A 21,287-nucleotide genomic window follows, 5' to 3' on the forward strand; every position below is an offset into this window, starting at 1 on the left:
ATGAAACATATCGACCTCAACGGATGGGCCATCGGCAATGACCGCCCTCTGACGTTCATTGCCGGGCCTTGCCAGCTCGAATCCGCCGATCACGCCCAGTTGATCGCGGGCACTCTGCAAGAGGCCTGCGCCGCCCATGGCGCGGGGCTGATCTTCAAGGGCAGCTTTGACAAGGCCAACCGCACCTCGCTCTCGGGCAAGCGCGGTCTGGGCATCGACGAGGGGCTCAAGGTGCTGCAATCGGTCAAGGATACACTTGGCTTGCCCGTGCTCACTGACATCCACACCGCCGAGCAATGTGCGCCGGTGGCCGAGGTGGTCGATGTGCTGCAAATCCCGGCCTTTCTCTGCCGCCAGACCGATCTCTTGATCGCGGCCGGTGAAACCGGCGCGGTGATCAACGTCAAGAAGGGCCAGTTTCTCGCCCCTTGGGACATGCCCAATGTCATCTCCAAGATCGAGAGCACCGGCAACACCCGCATCCTGCTGACCGAACGCGGCACCTCCTTTGGCTACAATACCCTCGTGGCCGATATGCGCAGCCTGCCGCAGATGGCGGCGACCGGCTATCCCGTGGTGATGGACGCAACCCATTCGGTGCAACAACCCGGCGGGCGTGGTGGCAGCAGCGGTGGACAGCGCGAATTCGCCCCTGTGATGGCCCGCGCGGCGGTTGCCTTGGGCGTTGCCTCCGTCTTCATCGAAACCCATGAAGACCCTGACAACGCCCCCTCCGACGGGCCCAACATGATCCCGCTCTCGCAGATGTCAGCACTCATCGACACGCTGATGCAATTCGACCGTCTGGCCAAGGCCAACCCGATCCACCTCTGACTGACAAAGTGCTTTTATGACCAAACCCTTGCCGACCGTCACTCCCAACACCTGGGAATTCCTCCGCGATGCCATGATCGCCCCCACCGGCTTTCGTGAATATGACGCCCGCTGGAAATACCCCGATCAGATCAACCTGCCCGGCATTACCGCTCTCGGTCTCGGTCTCGGCACCCAGATGCACGCGCGCGGCATCGCACCTGTGATCGCGGTCGGCAATGACTATCGCGACTATTCGCTCTCGATCAAGAACGCCCTTATCCTCGGTCTCATGCAGGCGGGGATCACGGTCAAGGATATTGGCCCCGCCCTCAGCCCGATGGCCTATTTCGCGCAATTCCATCTCGATGTGCCCGCCGTCGCCATGGTCACGGCCTCGCACAACCCGAATGGCTGGACCGGGGTCAAGATGGGCTTTGATCGCCCGCTCACCCACGGCCCCGACGAGATGGCCGAACTCCGCGACATCGTGCTCGAAGGGCGCGGTCTGCCCCGCCCCGGCGGCGCCTACGAATTCGTCTCCGGCGTGCGCGAGGCCTATCTCGACGATCTCGTCGGCGATTTCCGCATGAGCCGCAAGTTGCGTGTCGTCTGCGCCACCGGCAATGGCACCGCCTCCGCCTTTGCGCCTGAACTATTCGAGCGCTTGGGGGTCGAGGTGATCCCCTCGCACAACACGCTCGATTACACCTTTCCGCATTACAATCCCAATCCCGAAGCCATGGAAATGCTGCATGACATGGCCGAAACCGTGCGCGCGACGGGTGCCGATTTCGCGCTCGGCTTTGACGGCGACGGCGACCGCTGCGGCGTCGTGGATGACGAGGGCGAGGAAATCTTTGCCGACAAGGTCGGTGTCATCATGGCACGCGACCTGTCCAAGATTTACCCCAACGCCACTTTCGTGGCCGACGTGAAATCCACCGGCCTCTTCGCCTCTGACCCCGAACTTATCAAAAACGGCGTGACCGCCGATTACTGGAAAACCGGCCACAGCCATATGAAGCGCCGGGTCAAGGAACTGGGTGCGCTCGCAGGGTTCGAGAAATCCGGTCATTACTTCCTCGCCGAACCCATCGGGCGCGGCTATGACTGCGGCATGCGCGTCGCGGTCGAGATTTGCAAACTGATGGACCGCAACCCCGATATGTCGATGTCCGACCTGCGCCGCGCGCTGCCCGTGACCTATTCGACCCCCACCATGTCACCCTATTGCGCCGATACCGAAAAATACGCCGTGCTGGACCGTATCGTCGCGCGCCTTGTCGCGCGTCATGCCGCAGGCGAACCCCTCGCCGGGCGCGCGATCAAAGAGGTCGTGACCGTCAATGGTGCGCGCGTCATTCTCGACAATGGCTCTTGGGGCCTCGTGCGTGCCTCCTCCAACACCCCGAACCTCGTGGTCGTGTGCGAGAGCAGCGACAGCGATGCGGAAATGCGCGCCATCTTCGCGGATATTGATGCCGTCATCCGCACTGAACCGGGAGTAGGCGACTACGATCAGACGATCTGAAACCGGGTTTCATCTGGCCGAAAATACCTCGGGGGAGTCCCGGATTTCATCCGGGGCGGGGGCAGCGCCCCCAATACCCCCTCGGACCTTACAAAATCACCTGACAAACCTTACAGAGCTTACATCGCTCACGCCGCAAGCCCGCGACCTTTGAGCAGCGCCGCGACCCCCGGCATCCGCCCACGGAATTTCAAATAGAGCGTTTCGGCATCCTCTGATCCGCCGCGCGAAAGAATGTGCGATTCCAAGGCCTTGGCCCGCTCTATATCAAATGGCCCGCCGGCTTCCTCGAAACTGGCAAAGGCATCGGCATCCATCACCTCGGACCACATATAGCTGTAATAGCCGCTGGAATAGCCGTCCCCGGAAAACACATGCGCGAAATGTGGGCTGGCATGACGCATGGTAATTGCCCTCGGCATGCCGAGATTATCCAATACTTCCAATTGCTTGACCATGATGTCCTTGGGCGCTTCCCCCTCGTGGAACGCCAGATCGACAAGGGCAGAGGCGACATATTCCACCGTCTGAAACCCTTGATCGAAATTCGCGGCCTTCAGCAATTTATCCAGCAAATCCCGTGGCATAGCCGCACCCGTCGTGACATGGGTGGCGTAGCGCTCCAGCACCTCGGGCACTTCCAGCCAATGCTCATAGAGCTGCGAGGGCAGTTCGACAAAGTCTCGCGCTACGGAAGTTCCTGAAATACTTTCATAATTTACGTCCGACAGCATCTGGTGCAGGGCATGGCCAAACTCGTGAAAGAGGGTGCGCGCATCGTCATAACTCAGCAGCGCCGGATCGCCCTTGGCAAAGTTGCAGACATTGATCACCACCGGCCCCTGCACCTTTGGCCGCTTGGCCTGACCGCGCATCGCCGAGCACCAGGCACCCGACCGCTTGGACCCGCGCGCAAAATAATCCCCAATGAAAACAGCGACATGCTCACCATTGCGCGTCACCTCCCAGGCCCGGCAATCAGGGTGGTAGAGGGGCACATCAAGCGGGTGAAACTCCAGCCCGAACAGCCGATTGGCACAGCCAAACGCCGCCGCGATCATACTCTCGAGCGATAGGTAAGGTTTGAGCGCGGTTTCATCCAGATCATGCTCTGCCTGCCGCCGCTTCTCGGCATAGTAGCGCCAGTCCCATGGTTCCAATTCTCCATTGATTCCATCGGCTTGCATCATTTCCGTCAGGCGCGCGGCATCCCTTTCCGCCTGCGCCTTGGCCGGTTCCCATACTGCCATCAAGAGGTCGCGCACCGCCTCTGGTGTCTTGGCCATCTCGGTTTCCAGCTTGTAAGCCGCAAAGCTCTCGTATCCCAGCAATGCCGCCCGCTCTGCCCGCAGGCGCAAAATCTCGGCAGCCACCTCGCGATTGTCGGTCTCACCGCCCATGGCTCCACGCGAAACCCATGATTCATATGCCTTTTTTCGCAGATCACGGCGGGGCGAGAATTGTAGGAACGGCACGATCAACGACCGCGAGAGGGTGATAACCGGCCGTTCCAGCCCCTTTTCGCGCCCCGCCGCGCGGGCGGCATCGACCAGAAATTCAGGTAATCCCGCCAAATCAGCCTCAGCCAGTTCCATATGCCACCCGGCCTCATCCGCCAGCAGGTTCTGCGTGAATGCCGTCCCCAATTCCGCCAGCCGCGCCATGATTGCGCGCATCCGGGCTTCCTCATCCCCGGTCAATGCCGCGCCAGAGCGGCGGAAGCCCCGGTGGGTCAGCATCAGCAATCGCTCCTCTTCCGGTGTCAGGTCAAGTGTGTCCCGAGCCGCCCAGAGGGTTTCAATACGTGAAAAAAGCGGCTTATTTCCATATAATTCTGACGAATATGCCGCGAGCTTCGGGGCGAATTGACGCTGCAATTCCTGCCGCTTTGGATTGCTGTCCGCACCCGCCAGCGTGTAGAAAACCGCCAGCACCTGATCCAATCCCTTGCCCAAGGCTTCCAGCGCCTCGATCGTGTTGGCAAAGCTGGGCGGCTCCGGATTATCGGCAATCGTCGCAATTTCGGCGCGCGCCTGGTCCAGAGCTGCCTCGAACGCAGGCGCGAAATCCGCGTCCGAAATGGCGTCAAAGGGGGCAAGGGCGAACGGTGTTGTCCATTCAGCCTGCAACATGTTGGTCATCACTCTCTCCTTTTCCCCCACATATGGGGCAATCTGCGCGGCGGCTTAGCCCGATCTTGCGGCTTTCGCCATAGAGCGCGTCATAGATCAACATCTCTCCGCGCAGGGATTGTCCTGCTCCAGTAATGAGTTTCACCGCCTCGGTGGCCATCATGGCACCGACCACGCCTGGCAAGGGCCCCAAGACCCCCGCTTCGGAGCAGGATGGCGCCAGACCGGGGGCGGGGGCCTCTGGAAAAATGCACTGATAGCAGGGTGTGCTATGGGCCGGGTCGAACACGCTCAATTGTCCTTCCCATTGCGATAAAGCGCCTGAAATCAAAGGTTTTCCTTGGGCTGCGGCAGTCGCATTGGCCAGATAGCGCGTCTCGAAATTGTCGGTGCCGTCAAGAATCAGATCATAATCGGCAAAGAGGTCACTCGCGATTTCGGGCGTCAGTCGCCGCTGATAGGGGCGCACCACAACATGCGGATTCTGCGCCTGCATTGCTGCCATGGCCGATTGCACTTTGGGCAGGCCGATATCCGCATCGCGGTGGATCACCTGCCGCTGCAGGTTGGAGTTATCCACTATATCATCGTCGATGATCCCTATGGTGCCCACACCCGCCGCCGCCAGATAGAGCAACGCTGGCGAGCCAAGACCACCCGCGCCGATAACCAGAACGCGGGCTTGCTTCAGCGCCTTTTGCCCCGGTCCGCCAATTTCCCGGAGCACGATATGGCGCGCGTAACGTCCAAGTTCCGTCTCTGAAAACAAAGGATTGTGCGTTTCAGTCGGTGTTTTTGCCTGCATCGAGCGCGCCCGCAGGCGGCGCAATCCGGTACGGTAGATCAGTGCAATCGCCGCCGCGCCGCCCAGCATCAGCCAGAGTGCCGCGCTCTCGCCCGTGGCCATGCGGAGCGGATGGCCCTCCGGCAGCACCAGATGCGTCAGCACCACCGCAGCCCATAGCCCCGCGATCATCCCCCACCGCAGCCGCCGGGGCGTGCCTAACGCCGCGCCAATGCCCCAGAGCACCGCCGCCATGACCCCCACCAGCAACATCAGCCGATCCCCGTCGAGCCGAACCCACCCGCACCGCGTGCGGTCTCGTCCAGCGTTTCGGCCAGTGTGAACCGCGCCTGCGCCACAGGGGCCACCACCATCTGCGCAATCCGCATTCCATGCGTGATTTCAAAGGTTTCCGTCCCGGCGTTCATCACGATTACGCCCAAGGGTCCGCGATAATCGCTGTCGATGGTGCCGGGGCTATTGAGAAGTGTGATCCCATGCTTGAGGGCAAGGCCAGAGCGCGGGCGCACCTGCACTTCGTACCCCGCCGGCACCGCCAACCGCAGCCCTGTGGGCACCAGCGCCCGTGCGCCCGGTGCCAGCATGACCGAAGCGCGATCCGGGAAATTCGCGCGCAGATCGGCCCCGGCCGCGCCGGTGGTTTCATAGGCGGGCAGGCCGAGGTCGCGATCCGCCCCGCCCTCCCATTGAAATGCGACGGTCAGCATACGCCCCTCTCCATCCTGTTGAAAGTAAGCATAATTTCAGCTCAGGGCCGTAGCGATCCTGGCCGCCAGTTGCGTGGCCACCTGATCTTTGCCCATACGCGGCCAGTCTTCGGCTCCGTCCGCGGTGATCAGCGTGACAGCGTTTTCACTGCCTCCCATGATGCCGGTATCGGGACGCACATCATTGGCGACAATCCAGTCACAACCCTTGCGCGCGCGTTTGGCGGTGGCGTTCGCAATTACGTCATTGGTTTCGGCGGCAAAGCCCACGACCAGCCTTGGTCTGTCCGTCGTCCTCTGGCTGAGCGTTGCAAGTATGTCGGGGTTTTCGGCAAACTCCAGCACCGGGAGGCCACCCTTGGTTTTCTTGATCTTGTGGTCACTCGCACTGGCCACCCGCCAATCTGCGACAGCAGCGGCGCAGATTGCCGCGTCCACAGGCAGGGCAGCTTGGACGGCCTCGAGCATTTCTTTCGCTGTCTCGACACGGATCACTGTCACCCCATCGGGGGGCGGCACGGTGGCGGGGCCGGTGACAAAGACCACATGCGCCCCGAGGGTTGCAAGCGCGCGGGCAATCGCCGTGCCCTGCGCCCCTGACGACCGGTTGGCGATATAGCGCACCGGGTCGATGGGTTCATGGGTGGGTCCCGAGGTCACGAGCACGCGCTGCCCCTTCAGCGGGCCATCGCCAAGCGCTGTTTCAATGGCACTCAAAATTTCCGGCACCTCGGCCATGCGTCCCGGACCATGCTCTCCGCACGCCATATCGCCCGCATTCGGTCCGACAAAGGTAATTCCATCGCCTTTCAGCACAGCGATATTGCGTTGTGTAGCAGGGTGCTCCCACATCCGCACATTCATCGCGGGGGCGATCAGCACAGGCGTATCGGTGGCCAACAGAACTGTTGATGCAAGATCGTCCCCCCGGCCCGTCGCCATCTTGGCCATGAGGTCAGCGGTGGCCGGCGCCACGACAATGAGGTCGGCAGAGCGGCTGAGTTGGATATGACCCATCTCTGCCTCGTCGGTGAGGTCAAAGAGGTCGGAGAACACCTTGCGCTCAGCCAGGGCCGAGACCGCGAGCGGGGTCACGAATTCCGCCCCGGCCCGCGTCAGCAGTGGTGTCACCGACGCGCCGCGCTCCCGCAGACGCCGGATGAGATCGAGCGTCTTGTAGGCCGCGATGCCGCCGCCGATGATCAGAAGAATGCGTTTCGAGCTGAGCATGGCCGCTCCTTGTGACTTGCGCCCTGACACTAGGGCTGCGGCCGGGGCCGCGCAAGGGTGCGCCGGATCACTTGAACGCCGCGCAGGGGTCGGGGCGCTCGACCGCAGGCGCGCTCGTGACGAGGTCAAACCCGCCGTCGAGCGGGCGGCTGTCCTCGGTCTGGCCCAGAACCCAGATGTCGAGATCCGGCGCGACCATAGTCAGGTAGGCGGGCACGCCCCAGTCGCGGCGGGCGTGGCCGTTGCCAGTGATTACCGCCACCGGCCCGCCGGTTGCCTCGAGCGCCTCTATGGCCGCACGGGCCAATACGGCGTCGCGCAGACGTTGGATGGCGACCATGCCGGGCAGCATCTCTGCGGGCAGGGCGTTGCAATGCGCTTCTTTCTGGAGCGTTTCACGAGCTGTCTGCTCTTGCGGCGGAAGATCGCGGTCGAGCCCGTAGCGCGCAGCCTCTTCCCCGAACGAAGCGGCTGGCCCGTCGGCAATCACTGCGCGCGCGGCGTCACGAGGCACCTGCACGCCATAGATTTCGGCCTCAGGGGCTGCGGCGAAGATCGGATAATACATCGAAAAATCTGGCCAGCCACTCTCGGCCCAGCCTAACGCTGCCTCAAGTTCTGCTTCATTCCCCCACACCTGCGGGGTGACGCGCGCGGCCTGCTCAGCGGTCAGCATTTCGAATACGATTGCCTTTGGCCTTGTTCGAGCGACGCGCGCAGCCTGTTCTGCATGGTGTGCGGGATTGTCATGCACTTCGCCTAGTATCACCACGTCCTGCGCGTATGTAGGCGAGGCCAAGACAGAGCAGATCGAAAGGGCAAGGGCGCGCACGGTCATGCGAGCAGGTTTTGCACCTCGCCACCGTGCTTTTCAAGATGCTTGCGCATTTTCTGGAAGGCAGCCGCCTCAAGCTGGCGAACGCGTTCCTTGCTGAGGTTCAGCTCCTCGCCAAGGCTCTCCAGCGTGCGCGGCTCATCCCGCAGCTTGCGTTCGCGCACGATGAACCGCTCGCGATCATTGAGGCGCAACAAGGCATCTGCCAGCCATGTGCGCAGCGCGTGCATATCATGGTCGCGTTCCACGATCTCGTCTCCGCGCGCGCCATCGTCCTCGAGCGTGTCGATCCACTGGCGGCCCTCATCCTCGGAGGATTGCGTCGCATTGAGCGAAAAATCAGAGCCCGACAGACGCCCCTCCATCATCTCGACGTCGCGCAGGGGCACCCCCACCTCATGCGCTATCATCTCACGCAGTTGATAGCCGTCCAGCTGCTCGCCATTCGCAAGCGCCTCGCGCTCCAGCCGTGCCTGCACGCGGCGCATGTTGAAAAACAAGGACTTTTGCGAGGAGGTAGACCCTGTGCGCACCATCGACCAATTGCGCATGACGTAGTCCTGAATGCTGGCCTTGATCCACCACACGGCATAGGTCGAAAACCGCACGCCACGGTCGGGGTCAAACTTGTCCGCCGCTTTCATCAGGCCAAGGCCAGCCTCTTGAATGAGGTCATTCATCGGCGCGCCATAGCGGCGGAATTTCGACGCCATCGCAATCGCAAGCCTCATGTAAGCGTTGATCAAGCGATGCAGCGCTTCTTCGTCGCGCTGATCGCGCCAAGCATAGGCAAGCGCCAGTTCGGTTTCGGCGTCCAGCATTTCCGCTTTCATTGCGGTGCGGGACATGGACCTTTGCTGCGGTGCGTCCAGTGGCATCTGAATTCCCCCTATCGGCGGCGTGACTTCGTTGCGCCCTTTTTCCTCTTGTCGCAAAGTGCTACGCAGCGCGGGCGTGACCGGATCAAAAAAGGAGGGTGCGTGTCCAATCTTCCACGACTTAGCCTTGTTCTGGGGGGCGCTGCTTCGGGTAAATCCGGGTTTGCCGAGGCGCTTGTTACCGGCACCGAACGCACGCGCGTCTATCTCGCCACGGCGCAGGCCTTTGACGACGAGATGCGCGCCAAGCTGGAGCGGCATCGCGTGATGCGTGGGCCAAACTGGCGCACCATTGAGGCCCCGCTCGACTTAACCCCGGCGCTGGAACAGGCGGGGGCGGATGAGGTCGTGTTGCTCGACTGTATCACAATGTGGCTCAGCAATCACCTGCTGGCGGACCACGATCTCGACAAGGCGCAAGCGGCGCTGATGGTCGCGCTTGATGCCTGCGCTGCGCCGGTGGTGATGGTCTCGAACGAGGTGGGGCTGTCGGTGGTGCCCGACAACGCGCTCGCCCGCCGGTTCCGGGACGCGCAGGGCCGGATCAATCAGGCCTTGGCGGCCCGCTCGGATCTGGTGGTGAATGTCATCGCGGGATTGCCCCTAGTTCTAAAGGGTACGCTGCCGTGAGCCGATTTTTCTGGGTTCGCCATGGGCCGACGCATGCCAAATCCATGGTGGGCTGGTCGGATATTCCGGCGGACCTGAGCGATGTGGCACGGCTGGCGCGGGTGGCATCGCATCTGCCCGACGATGCCTTGGTGATTTCCTCTGACCTCAGCCGCGCGCGTGCCACTGCTGATGCCATCGCGGGTAGGCGAGACCGTCTTGCCGATGATCCCGACCTGCGCGAAATCCATTTTGGCGCATGGGAATTGCAGGCTTTTGATACCGTGCCCGATCAACCCCTGTTGCGCGCTTTTTGGGAAAAGCCGGGCGATATCCGCGCCCCCGGCGGCGAAAGCTGGCATGAGGTGTCCGCCCGCGTCTCGCGCGCCGCTGAGCGACTGCGTGCCGCCCATCCGGGGCGCGATATTGTCGCGGTGGCGCATATGGGCGCGATCCTGACTCAGGTACAGGCCGCCCTCGGGGTCACGGCCTACGAGGCGTTCGCGCATCGGATCGACAACCTCTCGGTGACGGAATTGCATTGGGTCGGGGCGGGTTGGCAGGCACGTGCGATCAATCACCATCCGTGATGCAGGGGTGCACAAAAACGCGCTAGGCGCGGGGCGGGGCCAGCGATAGCATCGCCCCATGACCTATGATCTCATCCTTGGCGATTACGCCTATTCGTCCTGGTCCCTGCGCGGATGGCTCTTGCTCGCGCGATTTGGACTTCCTTATCGCGTGCGCCTGCTCGATTTCGACGCCGAGGCGAGCGTGGCGCAGCAATTGGCCGATTTGGCCCCGGCACGCACCGTGCCGGTGCTGGTGACGCCCGAAGGGGTTGCAGTGTCTGACAGCCTTGCCATGGCCGAGGAATTGGCCAGCCGACATCCCGAGGCGGGGATATGGCCCACCGATCCACGAGCCCGCGCAACGGCGCGCACACTTGCAGCGGAAATGCATTCGGGCTTTGGGGCTCTGCGCGGCGATTGTCCGATGAACCTGCGCACGGCCTATATCGGTGTCACGCCTTCGCAGGCGGTGCTGAATGATCTCGCCCGGATCGAGACCCTGTGGCAGCACGCCCGTGCCACCTGCGCGCCAAATGGCCCATGGCTCTGCGGGGATTACAGCGCTGCGGATGCGTTTTTTGCACCGGTTGCTGCGCGGATTGCGGGGTATGGCCTGCCGGTGTCCGAGCATGCCCGCGCCTATGTTGCGGCCCATCTGAACGATCCTGCGTTTCGTCGTTGGCGCGCCATGGGACTGGTGCGCGGGGCGACGCTTGCCCGCTATGCCAAGCCCTACGCCACCGCACCTTGGCCCGGCCCGGTGCCGCGCCGGGCACGCGCGGTGGCTGAGGGCACGCCCGAGAATACGGCCTGTCCCTATTCCGGCGATCCCGTGACCGACCTGATGGAGAGCGAAGGGCGCATCTTCGGCTTTTGCAACCCGTTCTGCCGCGACAAGACAGTGGCTGATCCCGATGCATGGCCGGCCTTTGTTGCCCTGCGCGACGGGGCCTGAACCTATCTCAGCCGCAATATCGGTGCTGGGCCAATCGGGATCGGACCCAGCAAGATGCGCCCGTTGCGAAATGTCAGCGGCACATCCAGCGTTTCGGGATTGCCTGACATCTGCGCCATGAGGGAAAGCCCGCTTTCCAGCGTTCCCAGCATACTATCGGGCACGGCACCGGTCTTTGCTGCGATCCGAAGCATGTCACGCCAGTTGCGTGCCTTGAGCGTGATGTCGCCCTCGGGCCAGCCTTCGGGCGTGACCTTGACCGCGCCGGCAGCCTGAAGATGCAACTGCCCCCACTTTGCATCCGCCAGCTTTACCTTGATTTCTGTCGGTTGTGGGCGGGCGTCCTCGATGGCGCTTCGGTCCCAGACCCGGTCGAAACGCACGGTCAGATCGGCATGCAGCCCGGAAATCTGCCGGGGCAGGCGCCCTTGCGGATCAAGCCGCGCCTGCCAGGGGGCGGCGAGCGTCAGCCCCTCTGCGGAGAGGCCCAGACGATACTCAGCCTCTTGCTGCCGTTCCGCGGCCAGCGTGAGGCTGGTGAGGGCGGTTGGCTCGTCTGGTCGTGCCTCGGGCGAGACTTGCAGGAATTCCGCTGTCAGCGTGGCGCGTTCCGGGGCCAGCCGCGTATCAGGGGCGATGCGCAGGCTGGCGCGCATGTCGCGACTCTCGATGCGGAATTTCTCTTGTGGTGTGGCGATCAACTGCTGATCCGGCCAGACGGCGATGACGTGGTTTGGCTGATAGCTGAGGGCGAGGATTTGAAAGAACTCTGCCTCCCAAGCTAGACCTGTCGCAGGATCGGCGAGCACGAGGTCGGAAAATCCGGTGTCAAATCGGTTGGGAAAGCCCTGCACCGTGATGTCCGAGGTCTCGGCCACCCAGCCTTCGGCGCGCCGCGCCTCGAACCATGTCTCAAAGCCGCGGCTCAACCCGTTTTGCCCTACGAACCAGTAGCCAGACCAGCCCGATGCGGCGATCAAGATCACGGCAAGCAGAAATCTCATGGTGCGCGCCCCTTTCATGCCCAGTGAGAGCTGTTTATAGGGGGCGGTGCGCGAGGAACAGGGGCAAAGGCAATGTGGGTATTCGGCTACGGATCGCTGGTGTGGAATCCGGGCTTTGACGCGGTCGAGCGGGTGATTGCCCGACTGCCCGACTATCACCGCAGCTTTTGCATGCGTAGCATCCACCATCGCGGCACGGATGAGGTTCCCGGTCTGGTTCTGGCATTGGATGCCAGTCCCGGTGCGCTCTGCCAGGGGGTGGCGCTACGGGCCGACCCCGCAGAGGCCGAAGATGTACTGGCCTATCTGCGCGAGCGCGAGCTGATTTCCTCGGCCTATCTGGAGAGGATGCTGGAGATTGATCTGGCCGACGGTCGCCGGGTCGAGGCCGTGACCTATGTGATCGACCCCGATCACGTGCAATATTGCGGTGGTCTGGATCTCGAGGAACAGGCGGGTATCATCGCCCGCGCTGTCGGCGGGCGTGGGCCAAACACTGAATATCTCTACAACACCGCCGACCACCTGCGACAGTTGGGCATCCACGACAAGGAGCTGGATTGGCTGGTGCGACGGGTGCGCCATATCTGTGGATAAATCCTTGGCTTGGGCGTCCAAGCCGCGTAGGGTTGGCGCAAGAAATCCAAGTGTCGGGAGCGTCCAGATGGACCAGCCGGACCGTGAGGTCGAGCCGCAGTTTTCATATCCCTACCGCCAGATCTTTTTGATGCTGGTGGTCATCGGGCTGACCGCGCTCGGGGCTTTCGTGGCGCTGCCTCGGGTGCTGCCGGTGTTCGAGGCCAATCTCTGGCTCAACGGGTTCATTTTCTTTGTCTTCGTCCTCGGGGTGATTGCGACCTTCTGGCAGGTGCTGCAACTGATCGGGTCAGCCCGCTGGATCGACGGGTTTGCCGCACAGCTGCCCGGCCACGAGTTGACGCAACCGCCATCGATGCTGGCGCCTCTGGCCACATTGCTGCGCTCGCGCGGCAAGCGGATGCAGATTGCGTCAACTTCGGCGCGCTCGATCCTCGACTCGGTTGCACAACGGATCGACGAGGCGCGTGAGATCACCCGCTATATTGTGAGCCTTTTGATTTTTCTCGGGCTGTTGGGTACGTTTTACGGGCTTGCCACGACGGTGCCCGCGGTCGTGGACACGATCCGCAGCCTTGCGCCGCAAGAGGGCGAAGAGGGGATCGCCGTTTTCAACCGCCTGATGAGCGGGCTTGAGGCGCAATTGGGTGGAATGGGTGTGGCCTTTTCCTCGTCGCTTCTGGGGCTTGCCGGATCGTTGGTGGTGGGGCTGCTCGAGCTTTTTGCGGGGCATGGGCAAAATCGCTTTTACCGCGAGCTTGAGGAATGGATGTCCACGATCACGCGGGTCGGGTTCGCCAGCGGCGACGGGGATGGTGGCGAGGGGGGCGCGGTAACGCATCTGCTCGATCACATGGCCGAACAGATGGACGCGCTCCAATCCATGCTCAGCCAGTCGGACATGAGCCGCGCGATGGTCGACCAGAAACTTGGGGTTTTGGCGGATTCAATCGAGCGGCTGACACACCGGATGAGCGATCAGAACCCGGTGCAACTGGCGCTCTTGCGTTTGGCCGAGGGCCAAGAGCGGTTGATCGCCTCGCTGGAGGCGCGCGACGCCACGCCCCACGAGGGGATTGATGCAGAAAGCCGGATGCGCCTGCGCTCGATCGACGTGCAGATGCTGCGGATTCTCGAGGAAATCAGTGCCGGTCGGCAAGAGACCATGACCGAATTGCGCACCGATCTGGCGGCCCTGACGCGGGTTCTGGGGCAGGCGCGCCCTTCGCCGACGCCGCGCCCCGTGCGCCCGATCGTGCCGCGCTCAGATTCGGATCAGGCTGAGGAGGGCTGACCATGGCCCTCTCGCGGCGCAGCGGCGCGCGGTTTCAGGCCTCGATCTGGCCGGGCTTTGTCGATGCGATGACCGGCCTTCTGCTGGTGCTGATGTTCGTTCTCACGATCTTCATGATGGTGCAGTTCGTGCTGCGCGAGGAAATCAGCGGGCAGGCCACGAAACTTGATGCGCTCTCGGCCGAAGTGGCGGCGTTGTCGCTGGCACTCGGGCTCGAACAGGATCGCAGCGCGGGGCTCGAGGATCGGGTTGGCACCTTGACTGCGACGCTGGACGACGCCCGAACCCGTGAGGCCGCGCAGGCAGAAGAGCTACGCATCGCGCAGGGGCGCATTGCCAGTTTCGAAGAACAGGTCGCGGGCCTCTTGGCAGAGCGCGAGCGTGCGCAGGGACGCATCGCCGATCTTGAAACAGCGCGCGCCGAATTGCTGAGCGAGCAAGAGCAGTTGCAACTCGCGCTTGCAGGGCTGCGGGATGAGGTCGACGCACAGGCCGAGGCCGCGCGTCTTGCTGCCGCACGGCGCGAGGCTCTCGAGGCGCTCGCGGCGGACCTGCGGCAGCGCAACGCGGACGCGGCTGAGGCTCAGGCGGCCCTTGAACAGCAGCTTAGCGCCGAGGAACAGGCGCGACTGGCCGAGGCCGCCGCAGCCGAAGCGTTGCGCGCGCGTTTGGCAAAGGCGGATGCCGAACTGACCGCCATGACATTGGCTCTGGAAGAGCAACGCAAGCGCGCCGAAGAAACGCTGACGCTTCTCGCGGCGGCGGAAACGGCGCGTTCGGACCTGAACAACCAGTTGGCGCAGGCGCTTTTGGATGCCGAACAGGATGCCACAGCGCAAGAGGCCGACATCGCGCGACTGCAGGGCGAGTTGGCCGAGATGCGCGATACCGCGGCGCAAACTGCGCAAGAGGCACAAGCGGTGCGGGATCAACTGGTGGCTGCGCTTGCTGCGCAACGCGCGGCCGAAGCGGCGGCCGAGACACAGATGACGGAGGCGGAACAGCGCGCGGCGTTGTTGGCAGAGGCGCGAGCGCGTCTCGCGGCCGAGGCGGCGCAGGCCACGGAGGCGCAAAAACAGCAGGCACTGCTCAATCAACAGGTGGCTGCCTTGCGGCAGCAACTCTCCGGACTTCAGGCGCTGCTGGACGAGTCCAAGGCCCGTGAGGCTGAAACCGAGGTGCAGTTGCAGTCGCTTGGGAATGAGTTGAATACCGCCCTTGCACGTGTCGCTGCCGAAGAACGGCGGCGTCGCATCGCAGAAGAAGAGCGCACGCGTCTTCTGGAAGCGGAGAAAGAGAACCTCGAAAAATACCGCTCGGAATTCTTTGGCCGCCTGCGCGATGTCTTGGGTCAGCAAGAGGGGGTGCAGATCGTCGGCGACCGGTTCGTATTCTCGTCCGAGGTGCTATTTGCCCCCGGTGAGGCGGAATTGTCACCTGCGGGGCGGGGCGAGATTGCCAAGGTGGCGGGCATCCTGCGGAATGTAATCGGAGAGATCCCTGAGGGCATCAACTGGGTGCTTCAAGTCGATGGGCATACGGATAACGTGCCGATCATCGAGGGCGCGCGTTTTGCCGATAATTGGGCACTGAGCCAGGCGCGCGCGCTGTCGGTGGTGCGTTATCTCACCGAGGTCCTTGGTTTCCCGGCAGAGCGGCTATCGGCAAATGGCTATGGCGAATTCCAGCCGGTTAATCCTGCGGATACGCCCGAAGCGCGCGCGCAAAACCGGCGGATCGAGTTGAAACTGACAACGCGGTAACAGCGCTCAGGGCGTGACAGTTATATCGGCGTGCCGCACCGCAAGAACGGTCTCGCCGCGCGTCAGGCGCACATAGCCGCGATAATCACCTGATGGCCAGCCCCCCTGCGGTGCCTTGCGGCCAAAGGCGCGAAAAAGCTGTGCTTGCGGCGCGTCGAGCGTGATTTCGTGGACGAAAACCTCACCCTCAGGCCCGCGAGCGCTCAGGCTCAGGCGGTCGCCGGGCTGAGCGTAGAAGACATGCCCATAGAGGACGAGCGGCTGATCTGGCTGCGCGTCGCTGGCACGGGCCGCACCGGAGCGGACTGCTTCAAACTCTGGTACGGAGTTGGAAAACCCGGCGGTAAAGAGCCCGGCGGGGTCATAGGGCAGGGCGGTTTGCCACAAACTCTGATCGAGGGGCGCACCGCAGGTGTCGACCGCGCCAGGAGTAAAGGGATCGACGATCTTGCCATCCCGCAAAACACCCAGGTGGACGTGCGGAGCATTGGTAAGGCCGCTCAGACCCACCTGACCCAGAACATCGCCCGCCTCTACACTATCGCCTTTGCCTACGCTGATGGACCCGCGCCTCATGTGGCAGTAAAGCGTTTGCCAGCCATCGCCGTGATCGACGCGGACTGCGTTGCCGCACTCCTGCCCTCGGATGGCATCGCGCGTTTCAGCGGTGACGGGGGTATCGGCCATACCATCCCGCGTCGCGGCGACAATGCCGGGGGCGGCAGCCAACACATTTACGCCCGCCTCCATATCTTCGAAGGACAGAAGCATGAAGTCTATGCCGCGATGGTCGTCCCGGCTCTTGATGCCGCAGGTATAGTCGCGTTGGCCGGGGCCGGGATCGGTATCGACGTAATCCTCGATATAGCAGGTCCGCCCGAGTTCACAGTCCAACGGGAGGCTCAGCTTGGGGGGATCGGCGGCGGCATGCGTTGCCACCGCCAGGGTCAATATTCCAAGTACCGTCCCAAGCCGTGCCGTCATTCGGCAGTGAGCAGGGGCGGCTTTTTCTTGCCGGTCAGGCGGCGTGTGACGGGGCCCTCGACGACGAGGTCGATCTTGTTGTCCTTGACCCCCACTGTGACAACGCCACCCTTGAGCAGTTTGCCAAAGAGCAATTCCTCGGCCAGCGGCTTTTTGATGTGTTCCTGAATGACACGGGCCAAGGGGCGCGCCCCCATCTTATCGTCATAGCCTTTGTCGCCCAGCCATTCTGCAGCCGCTTGGGTCAGTTCGATGGTCACATCGCGATCCATCAACTGCGCCTCGAGTTGCAACACGAACTTCTCGACCACCTTGAGAATGACCGATTTTGGCAGCGCCCCGAACGAGATCACGGCATCCAGACGGTTGCGGAACTCGGGTGTGAACGTCCGCTCAATGGCTGCGGTATCCTCGCCCTCGCGCCGGTCGCGGCCAAAGCCGATGGCCGACTTGGCCTGTTCCGCCGCCCCTGCGTTGGAGGTCATGATCAGCACGACATTGCGGAAATCCACCTTGCGACCATTGTGATCGGTCAGCGTGCCGTGGTCCATCACCTGCAGCAGGATGTTGAACACGTCGGGATGCGCCTTTTCGATCTCGTCGAGCAAGAGAACGCAATGCGGATGTTGATCCACCCCGTCGGTCAACAGGCCGCCCTGATCAAAGCCCACATAGCCCGGAGGTGCCCCGATAAGCCGCGAAACTGCGTGTTTCTCCATGTATTCGGACATATCGAACCGCAGGAGTTCCACGCCAAGGGTATCGGCCAACTGTTTGGCCACCTCGGTCTTGCCCACGCCGGTGGGACCGGCAAAGAGGTAGTTGCCGATGGGCTTTTCCGGTTCCCGCAGGCCCGCGCGGGCCAGTTTGATGGCAGAGCTCAGTGCCTCGATCGCGGCATCCTGACCAAAGACCACGCGCTTGAGCGTGCCCTCGAGATCCTTGAGCACCTCGGCGTCGTTCTTGGACACGTTCTTTGGCGGAATGCGGGCGATTTTCGCCACGACCTCTTCGATCTCCTTGACGCCGATGCTCTTGCGCCGCTTGGAGGCCGCCAAGAGATGTTGTGCGGCCCCTGCCTCGTCGATCACGTCGATGGCCTTGTCCGGGAGCTTGCGATCATTGATGTAGCGCGCCGAGAGATCCACGGCAGAGCGGATCGCCTCGTTGGTGTATTTGACGCTGTGGTGATCCTCGAAATAGGGTTTGAGCCCCTTGAGGATCTTGACCGCATCTTCGACCGTCGGCTCAGCCACGTCGATTTTCTGGAACCGGCGGGCAAGGGCGCGATCCTTCTCGAAATGCTGGCGGAATTCCTTGTAGGTGGTCGAGCCCATGCAGCGCAGCTTGCCGCCCTGCAACGCGGGCTTGAGCAGGTTGGAGGCATCCATTGCCCCACCAGAGGTGGCACCGGCCCCGATCACGGTATGGATTTCGTCGATGAAAAGCACCGCATCGGGGTGTTTTTCAAGCTCGGTCACGACCGCCTTGAGCCGCTCCTCGAAATCGCCGCGATAGCGGGTGCCTGCAAGCAGCGCGCCCATGTCGAGCGAGTAGATCGTGGTGCGCGACAGAACGCGCGGGGTTTCGCCCCGCACGATCTTATGCGCCAGACCTTCGGCAATGGCAGTTTTACCCACGCCGGGATCCCCCACCAGCAGCGGGTTGTTCTTGCGGCGGCGGCAGAGCACCTGAATGCAGCGCTCGACCTCGGCATCGCGACCGATCAGCGGGTCGATATCACCCTTGCGCGCTTTTTCGTTCAGATCGACGCAGTATTTGGCAAGTGCGGAGTCCCCTGCCTCCACGGCATCGCTCTCCGTGGATTTGGATGCGTTTTCGCCTTCCTCGCTGGAGGCACCCGTGATCGGGCGGGATTCGCCGTAGGCAGGGTCCTTGGCCACGCCATGAGCGATGAAGTTCACCGCATCATACCGGGTCATATCCTGCTCTTGCAGGAAATAGGCGGCGTTCGACTCGCGTTCGGCAAAGATCGCGACGAGCACATTGGCCCCCGTGACCTCGGTCCGACCTGACGATTGTACATGGATCGCCGCGCGCTGAATCACCCGCTGGAACGCGGCGGTGGGCACCGCCTCTGATCCTTCGATGTCCGTCACCAGATTGGCGAGATCATCGTCGATGAATTCCACCAACGTGGTGCGCAGTTCCTCGGTGTTTACGCTACATGCCTTCATCACGCGCGCGGCGTCGGGTTCGTCGACGAGCGCGAGCAGAAGATGTTCGAGGGTCGCGAATTCGTGCTGGCGTGCATTGGCCAGAGCCAATGCCGCATGGATTGCCTGTTCGAGCGTGTTCGAGAATGAAGGCACGGTCGTGCTCCTTCTGATCTTGGCCGGGGCGGGTTGCCCACTAACCTTGGCCTCATAACCTTAAAGTTTGGTCGATAGTGGCCAGTCTTCAAGGATTATTTCATCAAACTGGGTCACATTTCGTGTAACCAGCGTTGTTTTCATCACGCCCCGCTTAGAAACGGTCCTTGCGGGTACGGATTTCAGCGAAGACATCAACCGGAGCGCGACCGGACATGCCCAAATGTGCCTGCACGCCTTCGTCACCGGCGCGCAGAAACGGGTTGGTGGCCAATTCCTCGGCCAGGGTTGAGGGGACAGTGGGCCGACCTGCGGCGCGGGCGGCGCTGATCTCTTTGACCCTTGATATAAGGGCCGGGTTGTCCGGGTCAACGGTCAGTGCGAATTTCGCGTTACTTTGCGTGTATTCGTGACCGGAACAGACCATTGTCTCGGGTGGGAGTGCCGCAAGTTTTGCAAGACTTTCAAACATTTGTGGCATTGTGCCCTCGAAAACCCGCCCACAGCCCATTGCCATCAGGCTGTCTGCGGTAAAGACCACCGCGCTTTCGGGGAAATGAAAGGCTATGTGGCCGAGCGTATGACCCGACACATCGAGGACGTGCCCCTCTTCCGACCCGATCGCGATCCGGTCGCCTTCGGCCACCGACTGGTCGAGCGGGGGCAGGCGGTGGGCGTCGGCCGCAGCGCCGATCACAGATGCAGGGTGCCGCGCAAGCAGGGCGCCAAGGCCCTGAACATGGTCGGCGTGGTGATGGGTGAGCAGCACCAAAGAGGCGGCCCATCCTTGATTATCAAGGGCTTGCAGGATTGGCTCGGCCTCTGGCACGTCGATTACTGCGGTCACTCCCGTGGCCGGATCATGCGCGATATAGGCATAGTTATCAGCCAGGCAGGGGACAGTAAGGATTTGCAAAACCATGGTATTTTCCCGATTGCCGGTTAGTGTTACGGTCAAGAGTGACTGATCTTTGGCCGGGCTGCAATGCATCTAGACGTACAAGACCTGCGAAATTTTTACTACCGCAGCACATTGGGGCGCGCGGTGCAGAAAACCTTGCGCGCGCAAGTGGCGGAGTTCTGGCCCGAGGCGCAGGGACAGACGGTGGTCGGCTATGGATTTGCGGTGCCATTCCTGCGGCCCTACTTGGCTGATGCGCGCCGGGTGATCGGATTAATGCCCGCACCTCAAGGGGTTATCGGGTGGCCGCAGGGGATGCCGAATATCTCGGTGCTCTGTGAAGAGACGTTTTGGCCGTTGGAAACCGGGCATGTCGACAAACTCTTGGTGGTGCATGGGCTGGAGACTTCGGAGCAGCCTGGCGCGGTTCTGGAGGAGTGCTGGCGGGTGCTTGGGCCGGGAGGATCGGTGCTGTTCATCGTGCCGAACCGGGCTGGCCTGTGGTCGCGCTCGGATCGCACGCCGTTTGGATTTGGACGTCCCTACAGCCAAACGCAATTGGAGAGCCAATTGAAATCACACAACTTTTTGCCAGAGCATCACGCCACGACGCTCTATCAGCCGCCTTCGGAGCGTCCGTTCTGGCGAAAGACGGCGGGCATGTGGGAGCGGATGGGAGCCAAGCTATCGGTCGTAGTGTCGGGCGGGGTGCTGATGGTTGAGGCCACCAAGCGGGTGCAGGCACCGAGCGGTCCGGGGCTGCGGGACAAGGTGCGCAAACCGTTGTCGGTGCTGCGTCCGCAGCCAGAGGCCAAGCCGGTCTGAGACCTTACAAAGCTTACAAACCGGGGGTCGATTTTGTAAGGTTCCTTACCCTGCAGCCAAAGGCAATCGGTCGAGCGCGATGTCGGCCAGGGTGCTTCGATCTAGGTCGTCGAGAAAAGCGCGCTCTGCGGCCCTCAGGCGCGCCTTGAGTCGGCATCGCCCGTCGAGAGAACACTCTCCCGCCTCTGATCCGAAACAGGCGACGAGCGCCTGACCGGATTCGAGGTGGCGAACGATGTCGCCAAGACGAATTTCGGTGGGAGGGCGGGCGAGGATCGCACCGCCACCGCCGCCGCGCCGTGTGTCGATCAGACCGGCCTGTGACAGGCGCTGCATGATCTTGGCGAGATGGTGGCGCGAGAGGTCGAATTCGGCTGCCAACTCGGCGGTGGAAAAGGCGCGCTCGGGCGCGCTGGCCATGCGCATGAGCATCCGCAGCCCGAAATCGGTAAAGGAGGTGAGGCGCATGGTCGCTAGGCTCTCTGTTGAATCGGTATTTACAATACCTATTAGCGG

The 21,287-nt window shown here is 62.5% G+C and carries 20 protein-coding genes; 9 read left to right on the forward strand and 11 right to left on the reverse strand.

The window, feature by feature from the left end:
* Together kdsA and AACZ65_RS13015 are read left to right on the forward strand one after the other, a co-directional pair.
* Window positions 1-834 carry a 3-deoxy-8-phosphooctulonate synthase gene (kdsA, locus tag AACZ65_RS13010; RefSeq protein WP_339671508.1) on the forward strand — a complete coding sequence of 278 codons (834 nt, stop codon included), beginning with the start codon at window positions 1-3 and terminating at the stop codon, window positions 832-834.
* Between the two features lie 16 nt (window positions 835-850).
* Window positions 851-2,347 (forward strand): phosphomannomutase/phosphoglucomutase, encoded by a 1,497-nt coding sequence (locus AACZ65_RS13015; RefSeq protein WP_339671510.1) that lies wholly within the window; start codon window positions 851-853, stop codon window positions 2,345-2,347.
* 128 nt (window positions 2,348-2,475) lie between these two features.
* Here the strand turns inward: AACZ65_RS13015 and AACZ65_RS13020 are convergent, their stop codons facing one another.
* The 6 genes from AACZ65_RS13020 to AACZ65_RS13045 all read right to left on the reverse strand — a co-directional run bounded on the left by AACZ65_RS13020 (window position 2,476) and on the right by AACZ65_RS13045 (window position 8,889).
* Window positions 2,476-4,488: a M3 family metallopeptidase gene (locus AACZ65_RS13020; RefSeq protein WP_339671512.1), complete on the reverse strand. Its 2,013-nt coding sequence runs from the start codon at window positions 4,486-4,488 to the stop codon at window positions 2,476-2,478.
* The gene (gene moeB / locus AACZ65_RS13025) at window positions 4,466-5,536 is read right to left on the reverse strand and encodes a molybdopterin-synthase adenylyltransferase MoeB (protein ID WP_339671513.1); all 1,071 of its coding nucleotides are present in this window, start codon (window positions 5,534-5,536) and stop codon (window positions 4,466-4,468) included. The genes AACZ65_RS13020 and moeB overlap by 23 nt, the downstream gene beginning before the upstream one ends.
* A complete protein-coding gene (gene dut / locus AACZ65_RS13030) occupies window positions 5,536-5,991 on the reverse strand; it encodes a dUTP diphosphatase (RefSeq protein ID WP_339671515.1) in 456 nt (151 codons plus the stop codon). Before dut ends, moeB begins: the two co-directional genes overlap by 1 nt.
* Before the next feature lie 36 nt (window positions 5,992-6,027).
* Complete coding sequence (gene coaBC / locus AACZ65_RS13035; protein WP_339671516.1) at window positions 6,028-7,221, reverse strand: bifunctional phosphopantothenoylcysteine decarboxylase/phosphopantothenate--cysteine ligase CoaBC; 1,194 nt, start codon at window positions 7,219-7,221, stop codon at window positions 6,028-6,030.
* Window positions 7,222-7,288: 67 nt separating this feature from the next.
* Entirely contained in the window at window positions 7,289-8,059 is a 771-nt protein-coding gene (locus tag AACZ65_RS13040; RefSeq protein ID WP_339671518.1) for a ChaN family lipoprotein, read from the reverse strand.
* Window positions 8,056-8,889 carry an RNA polymerase factor sigma-32 gene (locus AACZ65_RS13045; RefSeq protein WP_339671613.1) on the reverse strand — a complete coding sequence of 278 codons (834 nt, stop codon included), beginning with the start codon at window positions 8,887-8,889 and terminating at the stop codon, window positions 8,056-8,058. The genes AACZ65_RS13040 and AACZ65_RS13045 overlap by 4 nt, the downstream gene beginning before the upstream one ends.
* A 147-nt stretch (window positions 8,890-9,036) precedes the next feature.
* Between AACZ65_RS13045 and cobU the strand changes: the two genes are divergently transcribed.
* Genes cobU through AACZ65_RS13060 form a run of 3 tightly spaced genes read left to right on the forward strand, consistent with a single transcriptional unit; the run spans window position 9,037 to window position 11,070 of the window.
* Window positions 9,037-9,564, forward strand: coding sequence for a bifunctional adenosylcobinamide kinase/adenosylcobinamide-phosphate guanylyltransferase (cobU, locus tag AACZ65_RS13050; protein WP_339671519.1), 528 nt, complete (start codon window positions 9,037-9,039; stop codon window positions 9,562-9,564).
* A complete protein-coding gene (locus tag AACZ65_RS13055) occupies window positions 9,561-10,133 on the forward strand; it encodes a histidine phosphatase family protein (protein WP_339671521.1) in 573 nt (190 codons plus the stop codon). Before cobU ends, AACZ65_RS13055 begins: the two co-directional genes overlap by 4 nt.
* 58 nt (window positions 10,134-10,191) lie before the next feature.
* Window positions 10,192-11,070, forward strand: a complete 879-nt coding sequence (locus AACZ65_RS13060; RefSeq protein WP_339671523.1) for a glutathione S-transferase — start codon at window positions 10,192-10,194, stop codon at window positions 11,068-11,070.
* Between the two features lie 2 nt (window positions 11,071-11,072).
* Here the strand turns inward: AACZ65_RS13060 and AACZ65_RS13065 are convergent, their stop codons facing one another.
* Window positions 11,073-12,074 (reverse strand): DUF2125 domain-containing protein, encoded by a 1,002-nt coding sequence (locus tag AACZ65_RS13065; protein ID WP_339671526.1) that lies wholly within the window; start codon window positions 12,072-12,074, stop codon window positions 11,073-11,075.
* A 72-nt stretch (window positions 12,075-12,146) separates the two neighbouring features.
* Between AACZ65_RS13065 and AACZ65_RS13070 the strand changes: the two genes are divergently transcribed.
* From AACZ65_RS13070 to AACZ65_RS13080, 3 genes are all read left to right on the forward strand, one after another.
* Entirely contained in the window at window positions 12,147-12,671 is a 525-nt protein-coding gene (locus AACZ65_RS13070; RefSeq protein ID WP_037272570.1) for a gamma-glutamylcyclotransferase, read from the forward strand.
* Window positions 12,672-12,738: 67 nt separating this feature from the next.
* Entirely contained in the window at window positions 12,739-13,965 is a 1,227-nt protein-coding gene (locus tag AACZ65_RS13075) for a biopolymer transporter ExbB (RefSeq protein WP_339671528.1), read from the forward strand.
* Window positions 13,966-13,967: 2 nt separating this feature from the next.
* The gene (locus AACZ65_RS13080; RefSeq protein ID WP_339671529.1) at window positions 13,968-15,728 is read left to right on the forward strand and encodes a peptidoglycan -binding protein; all 1,761 of its coding nucleotides are present in this window, start codon (window positions 13,968-13,970) and stop codon (window positions 15,726-15,728) included.
* A gap of 6 nt (window positions 15,729-15,734) precedes the next feature.
* On the opposite strand, the gene AACZ65_RS13085 is transcribed toward AACZ65_RS13080, so the two are convergent.
* From AACZ65_RS13085 to gloB, 3 genes are all read right to left on the reverse strand, one after another.
* A complete protein-coding gene (locus tag AACZ65_RS13085; protein ID WP_339671532.1) occupies window positions 15,735-16,667 on the reverse strand; it encodes a M23 family metallopeptidase in 933 nt (310 codons plus the stop codon).
* A 41-nt stretch (window positions 16,668-16,708) separates the two neighbouring features.
* Window positions 16,709-19,045 (reverse strand): ATP-dependent Clp protease ATP-binding subunit ClpA, encoded by a 2,337-nt coding sequence (clpA, locus tag AACZ65_RS13090; protein ID WP_339671535.1) that lies wholly within the window; start codon window positions 19,043-19,045, stop codon window positions 16,709-16,711.
* Between the two features lie 154 nt (window positions 19,046-19,199).
* On the reverse strand, window positions 19,200-19,967 hold the full coding sequence (gene gloB / locus AACZ65_RS13095; protein ID WP_339671537.1) for a hydroxyacylglutathione hydrolase: 768 nt from the start codon (window positions 19,965-19,967) through the stop codon (window positions 19,200-19,202).
* A gap of 63 nt (window positions 19,968-20,030) precedes the next feature.
* Here gloB and AACZ65_RS13100 point away from each other — a divergent pair, with 63 nt between their 5' ends.
* Window positions 20,031-20,771, forward strand: coding sequence for a class I SAM-dependent methyltransferase (locus AACZ65_RS13100; RefSeq protein WP_037272581.1), 741 nt, complete (start codon window positions 20,031-20,033; stop codon window positions 20,769-20,771).
* A 45-nt stretch (window positions 20,772-20,816) separates the two neighbouring features.
* On the opposite strand, the gene AACZ65_RS13105 is transcribed toward AACZ65_RS13100, so the two are convergent.
* A complete protein-coding gene (locus AACZ65_RS13105; protein ID WP_339671540.1) occupies window positions 20,817-21,239 on the reverse strand; it encodes an Rrf2 family transcriptional regulator in 423 nt (140 codons plus the stop codon).
* Window positions 21,240-21,287: the final 48 nt, after the last annotated feature.

The sequence above is a fragment of the uncultured Roseovarius sp. genome, assembly GCF_963972555.1.
Lineage (GTDB): Bacteria > Pseudomonadota > Alphaproteobacteria > Rhodobacterales > Rhodobacteraceae > Roseovarius > Roseovarius mucosus.